This window comes from Cellulophaga tyrosinoxydans (assembly GCF_900176415.1).
GTDB lineage: Bacteria > Bacteroidota > Bacteroidia > Flavobacteriales > Flavobacteriaceae > Cellulophaga > Cellulophaga tyrosinoxydans.
In genome coordinates, this window is sequence record NZ_FWXO01000005.1 from 160,466 (window position 1) to 173,780 (window position 13,315).

General features: G+C 34.0%; 7 protein-coding genes. All 7 read left to right on the top strand.

The genetic code is table 11. The features are described 5' to 3' along the window. The 7 genes from B8963_RS13860 (at window position 1) to B8963_RS13890 (ending at window position 13,309) form a co-directional block, all read left to right on the top strand. Entirely contained in the window at window positions 1-1,596 is a 1,596-nt protein-coding gene (locus B8963_RS13860; protein ID WP_084062418.1) for a RagB/SusD family nutrient uptake outer membrane protein, read from the top strand. Window positions 1,597-1,736: 140 nt separating this feature from the next. Continuing rightward, a complete protein-coding gene (locus B8963_RS13865) occupies window positions 1,737-3,128 on the top strand; it encodes a cellulase family glycosylhydrolase (protein WP_084062422.1) in 1,392 nt (463 codons plus the stop codon). Between the two features lie 34 nt (window positions 3,129-3,162). Then, window positions 3,163-5,349 carry a beta-xylosidase gene (locus B8963_RS13870; RefSeq protein WP_084062425.1) on the top strand — a complete coding sequence of 729 codons (2,187 nt, stop codon included), beginning with the start codon at window positions 3,163-3,165 and terminating at the stop codon, window positions 5,347-5,349. A gap of 13 nt (window positions 5,350-5,362) precedes the next feature. Next, window positions 5,363-7,996: a hypothetical protein gene (locus B8963_RS13875; RefSeq protein ID WP_084062429.1), complete on the top strand. Its 2,634-nt coding sequence runs from the start codon at window positions 5,363-5,365 to the stop codon at window positions 7,994-7,996. Between the two features lie 201 nt (window positions 7,997-8,197). Further along, window positions 8,198-8,515, top strand: a complete 318-nt coding sequence (rhaM, locus tag B8963_RS13880) for an L-rhamnose mutarotase (protein ID WP_317043721.1) — start codon at window positions 8,198-8,200, stop codon at window positions 8,513-8,515. A gap of 23 nt (window positions 8,516-8,538) precedes the next feature. Then, window positions 8,539-9,852 (top strand): Gfo/Idh/MocA family protein, encoded by a 1,314-nt coding sequence (locus B8963_RS13885; protein ID WP_084062436.1) that lies wholly within the window; start codon window positions 8,539-8,541, stop codon window positions 9,850-9,852. A 748-nt stretch (window positions 9,853-10,600) separates the two neighbouring features. Further along, a complete protein-coding gene (locus B8963_RS13890) occupies window positions 10,601-13,309 on the top strand; it encodes an alpha-L-rhamnosidase (protein WP_234989676.1) in 2,709 nt (902 codons plus the stop codon). Window positions 13,310-13,315 lie beyond the last annotated feature (6 nt).

A 13,315-nucleotide genomic window follows, 5' to 3' on the forward strand; every position in this document is an offset into this window, starting at 1 on the left:
ATGAAAACTGTTTATAAATATTTATCAATCTTCATTTTAATATTTGCCTTCACAAGTTGTGAGAGCTTTTTAGAAGAAGATCCTCGAGATATTGTTGCACCTGAAAATTTCTTCGCATCAGATGCTGATGCAAGGCAGGCAATAACAGGGGTTTATGCAATATATAAGAATAACTCTATGTATGGACAAGTAGGGTTAGATACTTTTTATGATAATGGCTGCGATATTATCGAACCTAACCGTCCAGGATTAGTAAATGCCATTGGAAACTATACAATGGATGAAGCAGTTGCTGACGAGTCTAGTCAAAGAATGAGCGTTTCAGATACTTGGAAAGACGCTTATAAAATTGTTTTAAACTGTAATATCATTATTGATAGAGTGATGGGGAACGATGCTATTTCTGAAACAACACAAACCGATGTAATTGCAGAAGCAAGATTTTTAAGAGGTTTAGCTTATTGGCATATTACTAATCTTTGGGGAGACGCACCATTTTATACAGAAAACTTAAAAATAAATGAAATTAGAGAATTAGGTAGAACTGATAAAAACATAATATTAGATAGTGTTCTGGAAGATTTACAATTTGCTCAAGATAATTTGAGTTCTAATTATGAAGAGTCGCAACGAGGAAGAGCTTCAAAGTGGGCTGCAGCTATAGTTATGGCTAAGATTTATATGCAAAGGCTACAATGGCAAGAAGGATTAGATAAATGTCTTGAAATTATTAATGAATCTGGGCATCAAATGCAACCAACTTTTGCCGAGGTTTTTGATCCTTCAAATGAATATAACGCCGAGATTATTTGGTCACTTGATTTTGCTAAAGATATACGTGGGCAATATGAAGAAGGTTTGGTGGGTCAGGCAGGAGGTCCATTATCTGCTGCTTGGGGTAACGGTAACTGGAGGCCAAGTATGTTTTCTCCTCGATTAAGAGATGAACCAAAAAATACTGCTCAAAGAGCTGCTCTTTCTGCAGCACTTACTGCCAACGGACAAGCTTTTAATGGTACAGGCTTGCAAATTGCATCAAAAGATTTTGCAGAAAAGTTTCCTTTAAATGATTTAAGAAGACCATTAAATGTACAGGATAACTATTTAGGATTTGAATTAGCGTTTCCGTACATGCCAAAATTTTGGAATCTTAATTTAGACACTTCTCCACGTTTTAATCATTCAGATAATAGACTGGTATTTCGTTTAGCAGATGTAAAATTAATGGCAGCAGAATGTGAGAATGAACGACCTGGAGGTAATCCAGATGCCGCTTATGAGTACATTAAAGAAATTAGAGAACGATCATTTGCAACAATAGCCGAGGCAGAAGCCATTAAAGGTTTGAGCAAAGAGCAATTTAGACAAGCAATTTATGACGAACGTAAATGGGAATTAGCTGGGGAATGTACAAGACGTTACGATTTAATTAGATGGGGAATTTTATTAGATGTAGTTCAGAATTTGGAATACCGCTTCTGGGATCCTGCAACTAATATAAGACCATGGCATGTTTTATTACCAATTCCATTAACTGAATTGCAATTAAATCCAAAATTATTGGAGTCTGACCCAACCAATAATGGGTATAGATAATATTTAATTATTTAAATTTTAAAGCCGGAAGATTTTCTTTCGGCTTTTTTTTTCCATAATTGGTTATGAATTGTCATGCAGTATAGTGCAGGATGCTTTATTATAGGCACCACCTTACATTCGTTTAAAACACTTTTGTTATGAAAAAACTTATTTTTCAAATTGCCTTAACTTTAACTTGCTTACACACTTTTTCTCAAATAAAGCACGGTCAACGTGATGAGCAAGGTCGTCATATAATACCAAGAGGTTTTGTTGTAAATACAAATGACGGTGGTGGCGAAGTCTTTTTTAATAGCGATGATTATGCACGTATGGTTCGCATGGGCGCCAATACTCAAGTTATTAGATTAGAACTAGGCAAGCTTAGTAATTTCCCTGGCGGAAAACTAGAACCTAATTATCTAAAAAAGTTAGATACTTTGGTTGATTTAGGTAAGCAATCCGGTATGAAGACTGTGTTTAAAATGACCGTTTACGGTGTGGAAAAATTTGTTTGGGAAGAGTTTTGGCTAAACAAAAAAGGCGAATACAATACTTATATTGATGCTTGGAAAATAATCTGGGAGCGTTATGCTAATGACTCTTTTGTTTTTGGGTATGATGTAGTTAATGAACCAAGAAAATTAACTATGGACATCTCTTATAACGATTTGACAAATAAATACTTAATACCTCTTTATAGTGAAATAATTGATGAAAGTCAAAAAATTAACCCCAATAAAAAAGTATTATTACAATCCATATTTATGAATAAAGGAGAAGGTATTGATAACAATCAGTATGCTGAAATAACATCGCCAGTTAACAGAAAAAATATCATTTTTGCTCCACATATCTATCAAAATAAAATAGATTTTATTAAACCTGTTATGGATAGGTTTGATAAAGAATCAGAGATGCTAAATGCTCCTATTCTTATTGGGGAATGGGGTTTTCCAACATTCGCCTCTACAGATACTCTAATTTCAGGAAAACTTGGGCAGTTAGAGTATAGAGAATTATATATAAAAACTGCTGAGGTGTTTGATCGTATGGGCGTGGGATCAATAAAAGCTTGGTTTTTGGGGAATAGAACTATGCAGAATTTTATGCCAGGAGGCCCGTCAACTTGGTCCATTTTTAGTGATAGTACTGATGCAGGAACTGTTGAACGTAAGTATATTACCGATGTTATTGCACGGCCTTTTCCACAAACTATAGCAGGTGATATTCAATTCTTTTTATTTAATCATGCTACTAGAACTCTAGATATTAATATTATTACGGACAATAGCAAAGGAGCTTCGACAATTTTTATTGGTGCAAATCGGCATTATCCAGATGGTTTTTCTATTTTAATAGATGATACTATTGTTATGTATAATGATCCAATAAAAAAAGTAAGATTGGAAACCTATAAGGCACCCATTAATTTCAATTCTTCGGATTTTATTTGGGATGAATCCACTCAAAAATTAACTATCCTAAAATGGCCACAAGATAATAAAGCAGCTAATATCAAAATTGTACCTGGGTTACGAAATTTTTAAGGAATAAATTTAACAATATTTAAAAACTAAATAAATGAAAAAAATATTCTTAACATGTTTTATTGCGGCGGTATTGTTTAGCTGCGACTCAAAAAAATCAGATTCTACCACAACATCAAAATCATCTAATCAAGAAGATGTTGAAATTGCGGAAAAAGTTGAAGAGCTTATTAGTAAAATGACCTTAGATGAAAAAATTGCTGAAATGACGCAAGATGCACCAGCCAATGATCGCTTGGGTATTCCATATATGAAGTATGGCGAAGCATTACATGGATTATGGCTTGTTCTTGATTATTATGGTAACACAACGGTTTATCCTCAAGCTATTGCCGCTGGTTCTACATGGGAACCCGAGTTAATCAAAAAAATGGCTTCTCAGACAGCATTAGAAGCACGTACTTTAGGTGTTACACATTGTTATTCTCCAAATTTAGATGTCATTTCTGGTGATCCAAGATATGGGAGAGTAGAAGAATCTTATGGTGAAGACCCTTATTTGGTATCAAGAATGGGCGTTGCCTTTATTCAAGGTTTACAAGGTATTGGTGATGAGCGGTTTGATGAGAACCATGTTATTGCAACTGCTAAGCATTTTGTAGGTTATCCTGAAAATCGACGTGGTATCAATGGTGGTTTTAGTGATATGTCAGAACGTCGTTTACGAGAGGTTTATCTTCCACCCTTTGAGGCTGCCATAAAGGAAGCGCAGGTGGGTTCGGTTATGCCTGGTCATCAAGATTATAATGGAATTCCTAACCATATGAATACTTGGTTACTAAAGGATATTCTTAGAGATGAACTAGGTTTCGACGGTTTTATAGTTTCTGATAATAATGATGTTGCCCGCTTAGAAACCATGCATTTTATTTCTGAAACGAGAGCTGAGTCAGCTATCTTAGGATTAAAAGCGGGTGTTGATATGGACTTAGTCATTGGCAAGAGTGTCGAACTATCATCGTATCATACAAATGTATTGAAGGATACTATAACGAAGAATCCAGAATTGATGAAATATATTGATAAAGCTACATCACGTATTTTAACGGCAAAATATAAGTTGGGTTTGTTTGATGCAGAACCAAAAGAGATTGATACTAAAAATGTAAATGCAGGGAGAGAAGAACACCAAGAGTTTGCTTATGAAATGGCAAAAAAGGCAATTATTTTATTGAAAAATGAGAACAATACTTTGCCACTTGATATGTCAAAAATAAAATCGTTAGCGGTTATTGGCCCAAATGCGCATGAAGATCAACCAGATAAAGGCACGTATTCATTATTGGGTGGCTATTCTGGATTACCCCCTTTTTACACATCAGTTTTAGAGGGTATTACGAACAAAACCAATGGCAAAATAAAAATAAACTATGCAAAAGGTTGTGATTTGTTGAGTGATTCTAAAGCTGGATTTTCTGATGCCGTTAGTGCTGCCAAACAATCAGATGCTGTAGTTTTGGTAGTAGGAGGTTCAAGGAGAACTGGTGGTGAAGGAGTTGATAGATCTGATTTGGATTTATTTGGAGTTCAGAATGATTTGGTTGAAGCCATTCATAAAACAGGCAAGCCAGTAATTGTGGTGTTAATTAACGGCCGCCCATTAACTATAAATTACATTGCAGATAATATCCCTTCTATACTTGAAACATGGTATTTGGGGATGAGATCAGGTGATGCGATAGCCGATGCTATTTTTGGCGACGTAAATCCTGGCGGTAAATTAACAGTTTCGTTCCCGAGATCTGTTGGGCAGATTCCAACAACCTATTTAGAGCGCCCTGATTTTATAGGTTCTGGTAAAGGATTATATGCTTTTACGGATAAAACACCATTATTTCCATTTGGTTTTGGATTGAGTTATACTACGTTTAGTTATAGTGTTCCTAAATTAGAAAACCCAAGCATAACTACCGATGGCTCTACTAAGGTTACCGTGGAGGTTACAAATACGGGAGAGCGCGAAGGTGATGAGGTTGTGCAAATGTATGTTAGAGATGATTTTGCTTCTGTAGGACGTTATTTAAAAATGTTAAAGGGTTTTGAGCGGATCACTTTAAAACCAGGAGAAACTAAAAAAGTAAGCTTTAAATTAGGGTTTGATGAACTTAATGTGCTAAATCAAGAAATGAAAAAGGTGGTAGAGCCTGGTACTTTCACTATCTCCGTTGGGTCTTCTTCCTTAGAAAAAGATTTAAATAAAGTTTCATTAAGAGTGAATTAAGTAGGCTTAGAATATGAGAAATCTAATTAATATATTATTGTTTTTACTATACTGTTCAGCGTTTAAGGCAACAAGTCAAACTTTAAACAAGGAATCTCTTATTGTAAATAGCACCATTACGATTGTTGATAGAACAGGTGTTTCTAATGATAAATCAAATGTAATCGCATATGGTAAAAAAGCATTTTATAATGCTATTGAATCAGCAAATGGGGCTATTGAAACCGTTCAGCATTGGACACAATCCAATCAAAAAGTATTTATTTTACTAGGTACTGTAGATAATAATGTTATTAAAAAGCTAGTTTCTGATAATAAAGAACTGGAGCCAAATAAACCCGAAGGTGTATTTTATCAACGGCGTGAAACAACAGGAGGTTTGGCTCTTATTATTGGAGGTACCGATGCCAAAGGCTTCATGTATGCCTTAACAGAACTTGCCCAACAAATTGAAGATAAAGGGCTTGCTGCCTTAACTAAAATAAATAACACTGTTGAATTTCCGGATAATAAAATAAGGGGATTAGATAAATTCTTAAATGATGAAAATGACGCAATTTGGTTTTTTTCTGAAGATTATTGGCAGTATTATATAAAGCAATTAGCCGAAAATAGATTTAATAGACTTACATTAATAACAGGTTATAATGACGGTGTTAATCAAGATTTTATGATACCTGTGTATCCGTATCTTGTGGAAGTTCCAGGATTTGAAACTGTAAAATTAAAAAAACAATATACTAAAACCCCTCAGGAATACCTGCAGCAACTAAGTCGCATTGGTGAAATTAGCCATAATTACGGGTTAGAATTTGTTTTTGGAATTTGGGGACATGGTAGAAGTGATGAATTAGTAATTGGGCTTCCAGAGGATGACACATTGTTTACCAGTTATTGTGCTAACGGCATGCGTGAATTATTACGAAAAGTAACAGAAATTGATGGTATTCATTTACGTGTAAACTATGAATCAGGAGTTGGTGGTTTTGGAAATACAGCCGAAATATTTTGGAAAGAGATTATTACAGCTATTGGCGATATTCACAAAGAACGTAATGGCAACTTATTTTTAGACTTAAGAGCTAAAGGTCTCACTGTAAACATACGCGAGTGGGCTTTAGAGACGGGCATAAACGTACAAGTAACAAGTAAATATTCTTGGGAAGGTGTTGGACTTCCATATCATCCCACAGAAATGCGTAATGGTGAACTTACCATGTTAGATAACATTGACAAGCGTCAGCGCTACGGTTACGCCGATTTTTTATATAGCTCTCGTGATTTTGATTATATAAATAGATTATGGGGAATAGGCACCATACGAATGTTCACATGGGCAGATCCGGATTATGCAAAACGTTTTTCAAGTACAGCTAGTTTTGCAGGTAGTAAAGGGTTTCAAGTAACGCCACCTTTAGCAAGAAAAGAAAACACATGGAATCTTTTTATAGATGATTCATTAAACTTTTATCAGTGGGAAGATCAACGCTATTGGGCATGGTATAAATTATTTGGCAGATTAGGTTATTCAATTAATACTAAAAAAGAGGTATGGGAAAGAACATTCAAAACCCACTATGGCAATACTTATAAACCAGTAATTGAAGCTTATGGAGTAGCCGGAAAAATTCTACCATTAATAACATCTTCACACCTTACTTTTCATCCTGCTAACTATAATTGGGCAGAAATAGAGAGCGGTGGAGCGTTATTTATTAATCACAATGCTAATCCGTATTATATAGAAAAGAAAAGAACTTATCAATCTACAGAACCAGGTGATCCGGGACTTTTTTATAGTATAGAAAATTATGTAAATGATGTTTTAAACGATAGTTTAAAGCCAAAAATTAATCCCATTCAATTAGCGGCCCAGTTTGAAAATTTTTCTCTGAAAACATTGGAGGCATTGGCTAGGGTTAAAATTGATGATATTCCTATTAGTTACAAAAAGGAGTACAAAACTAATGAAACGGATTTGCAAATTACGGCGTTGCTTGCTGCCTATCATTCTTTTAAAATAAAGGCAGCTACCAATTTTGCATTTTATCAAAGAACAAATCAAAATGGTTATCTTAAATCAAGTCTTAATAATTTAGAAATAGCACTAAATAAATGGAGCAGTATAGTGTTTAAAACCCAGAAAACATATCATGAAAAGCCGCTTTTTTTACATGACAATGGTACTTGGGTTGACAGACAAATAGAAATTGAGAAAGATAGAGACTCCTTAAAAATGATTTTAACTAATTTAAAGAGCGTTAGAGTAGTAGATCACTGGGATGAATTTAAAAATACGGAGAAATCAATTTCACATAACTTTGAAGCTTTAGTTCCGAAAGTAGCAGATTTGAAAGAAAATATTACCGTTACATTAATAACAAATACAATTTTGCATACGAATCAAATTCCAAAAGTTCATTATAGATCGGCCAATATGGCCTTAGGGAAATTTAAAACGTTAAGTATGACTTGGGATGGCAAAAACTATGTATCGCAGATACCTTCAACTGACCTAAATCCCGAATTTGATTTGCTTGTTTACTTTACGTCTATAAATAATAATGGACATGTAATAATGCATCCTGGGTTATTAAGTGAAAAGGTAATAGCACCTTATTATGTGGTTAAAATTGAAAATAACTAAAATAAAATTTAAATTGGTACTCAAAGATGGGTATTGCTATTTTTTATGGAAACATAGTAACAACAAATAGAATATTTAAATTAAAAAGTTTGATAATATCCCAAGATAGCTTCATAAATTTAAGCTTATAACTAGTTACTAATAAACTATTTATACTAAAAAGTTTAGTCATTATTTGAAATAATTTAGAAACATAACCTCATGATGGAAAGATTAGCATTTAAAATGAAACTTAATAAGGGACAAATTGACGCTTATAAAAAGCGACACGATGAACTTTGGCCAGATTTGAAAAAATTACTTAAAGATAACGGTGTAAGTGAATATTCAATATTTTTTGATGAAGAAACAAGTATCCTTTTTGCATTCCAGAAAGTACTAGGAAGTGGAGGGTCTCAAGATCTAGCCAATAATGAAATTGTAAAAAAATGGTGGAATTTTATGGCTGATATTATGGAAGTAAACCCTGATAACTCCCCAATATCAATTCCATTAAAAGAAGTTTTTTATTTACCATAAGCACTATAATCAAAAGAATATCTATGAAAAATTCAAAAAATACAGATTCTAAAAAGGCATCCTCCCTATCTAGACGAAATTTTATTCGAAATACTTCATTAGTAATAGGTGGTATTAGTATTATTCCACGTCATGTATTAGGTCAAGGTTTTACTCCTCCTAGTGATAAAATAAATTTAGGCTTTGTTGGGTTGGGAAAACAAGGTGGAATTCTCGCTAATTTTTTTATATCAAATACAGATGTTCAGATTGTCGCTGGGGCAGAAGTTTGGGCGCCAAAACAAGAATGGTTTAAAAATGTGGTAGAAGGTTTTTATGCCGAAAAAAGACAAGTAAGCTCCTATCGAGGGATTAAAACATATACTGATTATCAAAACCTTATTGCCCGAAAAGATGTAGATGCTGTGGTAATTGCAACACCCGACCATTGGCATGCGATTCAATCTATAGATGCAATGAATTCTGGTAAGGATGTTTATTGTGAAAAACCAATGACAAATACCATAGCTGAAGGTAGAGCTATGGTGAATGCAGTTAATAAAAATAAAGCCGTGCTGCAGGTTGGGAGTATGCAGCGTTCCTGGGCTAGATTTGAAAAAGCAAAAGAAGTTGTAAGAAATGGGCAACTGGGAAAAATAAAAAAGGTGTTAGTTAATGTTGGAGATCCAGCACGACCATATGATTTACCTGCAGAACCTGTACCCAGTGGAATTGATTGGAATTTATGGTGCGGCCCTGCGCCAATATTACCTTATAATGCAATACTTGCTCCAGAGATTGTGAAAGAATATCCAAGATGGCGGTATTACAAAGAAGTTGCAGGTGGGATACTTTCTGACTGGGGTACCCATATGTTTGATATTGCTCAATGGTGTTTAGATATGGATAATACGGGTCCAATTACCTATATACCACCAAAGGACCCTAAAGCCGTACGTGGTTTGAAGATGTATTATGAAAATGGAATTGAAATGGTGCATGAAGATTTTGGTAGAGAATGGGGAGTTCGTTTTATTGGAGAATTAGGTACAATGGATGTGAGCCGAAGCTATTTAGATTCGAGTATAATTGATTTGTTTCAACCAGAAACTGACAATTATAGAAAAATAGTAAGAGAAAAGGGTAATCATTATCAAAATTGGTTAAATGCAATTAAATCTAGAACTCAGCCTATTTGTGACGTTGAAACCGGTCATAGATCAGCTAGTATCTGTAACATTGCGAATATTGCTTATGAATTGAATGAAACACTATATTGGAACCCTGAAAAGGAAAAGTTTAAAAACAATAAAATAGCTAATAAATCACTAAAAAGAAAGCCAAGAAAATATAATTGAGGCTTAAATTCCAATGTTACTAGCACAGTATTGTACAGGATACCTATCCATATTACTTCGCTTATATTTAGGTAAATATTATTTTTTTAATAGTATTATAGAATGATATGAAAAGAAGATTATTCGTAGAATTTACGACAGTTGTTAGCTTTGGGGTATTAATGCTATAAAACTCTTGTATCGTAAGTTCTAAAAAAAGTTTATTAGAAAAGACTGCCTTTTAAAAGTAGTCTTTTGAACTTTTATAGACATAGTGTGATGCCATAAAAGAGACGAAGTAACTGACAAAATCGATGCTATTTAACGTGTAAAACTTTCATATCACTTATATAATAAAGTTCATGGTCATGCAATCGATGTTATTTACACTTTATGTATATGGCCCAACTTATAATAAAATTTATAATAACTAATTTAAGTTTTTGCGATTGTAATAGCAAGTAATTGGTCAACGACTGACTATTAAAAGCTTAAATATTTTTAAATATTGGATGGAAAAGATGTTTTGGAATGCGTATACATTGGATTGAGCTTCTAAATGAGATTTAAGTAATAAGTTATAGTAGTTCATTTGTATATTTCTTCAATAAATAGCAAGACAGAGCAGGATGGTTTTTTTAAAGAAAAAAATAATCTTGCTTACTTGGTATAACACTGTTTTGAGATTTATTGGAGAATGAAATTAGAAAAAAAATTGTTTTTACTTTTTTGCCTATTGTTTTTGGTCTTAACCTCATGTAAAGTGGAGATGATCAAAGAGCCTGAGCAATTGGTCATTTCCGAAAGTTTTAAAAATCCTTTAGGTTTCTACCATAATAAACCAACATTTTCCTGGAAATTACCTGTTTCAGACAAAATTAAATTTCAGTCCGCTTACCAAGTAGTTGTTGCGTCTTCAAAAGATTTGTTGCCAAACAAAGCTGATTTGTGGAATTCTGAAAAGCAATTAAGTTCGCAATCTATATTTATCAAATATGAGGGTAAGGAATTACATTCACGCCAAAAAGTATACTGGCAAGTACGTTTTTGGAATCAAGATGGAATTAGTTCTGAGTGGAGCGAAATCAATCATTTTGAGTTAGGGTTATTAAATAATTCAGACTGGCAAGCCAAATGGGCAGGTCTAGATACCGCAAAGGATAGTATTAAAGGCGTTCGCAACTTTTTAATGCACAGACCTCAATATTTACGAAAAAGTTTTGACTTACCAGCAGAGTTTGAATCGGCTCGATTATACATTACAGCCAAAGGTGTTTTTGATGTGCATTTAAACGGAAAAGATGTAAGTGATGATGTGCTGCCACCTGGTTGGACACCATATAATCATCGCATAGAAACTATGACTTATAATGTTACAGACTTACTGACATTAGGTAAAAATGCAATAGCGGTAGAATTAGCATCGGGTTGGCATTCAGGCAGAATCAGTAGAGGTAAAGCAGTTTATGAAAACTTTGCTTCACCAAAAATTTTATGTCAGTTAGAAGTGACTTTGAAAGACGGTACAAAAAAAATTATCGTTTCTGATGGAACATGGAAAGGAACCACAAACGGTCCCATACGATTGGCAGGTTTGTATGATGGCGAAGTTTATAATGCCAACTTAGAAATACCAAATTGGGCAGAAGCTAACTTTGATGACACCACATGGGAAACTACAGAAACAGAAGCTATAGCGGATAGCGTAAAACTAGAACCAAAACGCCACGAATCTGTTAAGCAAACAGCTGTATTAGAGGATGTTGAAATGGTGTCAACTACAGAATCTTCTGTAATATTCAATATGAAACAGAATATGTTGGGTGTTCCAAAAGTGAATGTACCCATGAAAAAAGGAGATACGCTTAGTATTCGTTTTTCTGAAATGTTATTATCAGATGGTACATTTTATACCGAAAATTATCGTTCTGCTAAATCAACCGATTATTACATTGCTGCTAAAGATGGATATATAGAATGGTCTCCAAAATTCACGTTTCATGGGTTTCAATATGTAGAATTATCAGGATTTGATACTTCAGTAAAGCCAAATACGAGTTGGATTAAAGGCTTGGTGCAACATTCAGATATAAAAAAGAATGGTTCATTTACATCATCGCATGAAAAATTAAATCAATTACAAAGTAATATTACTTGGGGTTTACGTGATAACCTATTAGATGTGCCTACAGATTGCCCACAGCGTGATGAACGTTTAGGCTGGACAGGTGATGCTCAAGTAATCACACCAACAGCCATGTTTAATTATGACACACATGCTTTATGGACAGCTTGGTTGCAGAGTATGCGTGAAACACAATCTGAACATGATAATGGATTAGTACCTTTTATAATTCCAGATGTGTTACAAAATAACAACGCCAGTTCTGGTTGGGGAGATGCCTGTGTTATTATCCCTTGGGATATTTATAACATAACAGGAGACAAAACTGTTTTAGAAGAAAATTATGAAATGGGAAAAAAATGGATTGGTTACTACCAAACTAATGCAAAAAATAATATTCCCAATATACATTCGTTTGCAGATTGGTTGCAGCCTTACCCAGAAAAAACAGGGAAAATTGGCAATAGAGGTGATACACCAAGATTGTTTGTTAATACAGCTTATTTTGCGCATTCAGCTCATTTAGTATCTAAAATAGCGGGTGTTTTAGGTAAAACAGAAGATGAAAAAAAATACAAAGAATTATATAAAGAAATAGCATTATCATTTGAAGATGAATTCTTTGATAAAAACGGGAAATTCAAAATCAAAAAGCAAACTCAAACCAGCTATTTGTTGGCAATATATTTTGATTTGTTAAAACCAGAAACCAAACTAAAAGCCCAAAAACACCTTCTAGAAGAAATAAAAAATGCAGATTATCATTTGGGAACAGGCTTTTTAGGCACACCATTATTGCCGAAAGTTTTGGATGATATGGGCGAAGTAGATTTAATGTATAAAATTCTATTTAAAGAAACTTACCCATCTTGGTTTTATTCTATCAATCAGGGGGCGACCACCATGTGGGAGCGTTGGAATAGTTATAGTAAAGCCGAAGGCTATAACCCACAAAGCATGAATAGTTTAAATCATTATGCTTACGGTGCTATCGGCCAATGGATGTACGAGCGTATTGCAGGAATCGCTTCTTTAGAGCCAGGATATAAGAAAATTAGAATGGCACCAATACCTAATGTTGAGTATTTGAAATCGGCTTCCGCAATTGTAAAAACACCTTATGGAGAAGCATCATCATCTTGGAAAATTGAAGGTAATTCCTTTATTCTTGATATTGTGATTCCTCCAAATACTTCCGCAGAAGTACAAATTCCTTATGGTGAAAAAGAAAATTTGCGCGTAAACGGAAATGATTTCACGGAAACTTCAAATTTAAAATTAATCAGTTCTGATAAAAATCTAATCAAGGTTTTAGCAGAACCAGGAACATATAAATTTCAAACGAAACTTTAAATCAAA

Bases quoted from the DNA above. Each gene is read 5' to 3' on its own strand.
- B8963_RS13860 (WP_084062418.1), top strand. From the start codon at position 1: ATGAAAACTGTTTATAAATATTTATCAATCTTCATTTTAATATTTGCC.
- B8963_RS13865 (WP_084062422.1), top strand. From the start codon at position 1,737: ATGAAAAAACTTATTTTTCAAATTGCCTTAACTTTAACTTGCTTACAC.
- B8963_RS13870 (WP_084062425.1), top strand. From the start codon at position 3,163: ATGAAAAAAATATTCTTAACATGTTTTATTGCGGCGGTATTGTTTAGC.
- B8963_RS13875 (WP_084062429.1), top strand. From the start codon at position 5,363: ATGAGAAATCTAATTAATATATTATTGTTTTTACTATACTGTTCAGCG.
- rhaM (WP_317043721.1), top strand. From the start codon at position 8,198: ATGATGGAAAGATTAGCATTTAAAATGAAACTTAATAAGGGACAAATT.
- B8963_RS13885 (WP_084062436.1), top strand. From the start codon at position 8,539: ATGAAAAATTCAAAAAATACAGATTCTAAAAAGGCATCCTCCCTATCT.
- B8963_RS13890 (WP_234989676.1), top strand. From the start codon at position 10,601: ATGATCAAAGAGCCTGAGCAATTGGTCATTTCCGAAAGTTTTAAAAAT.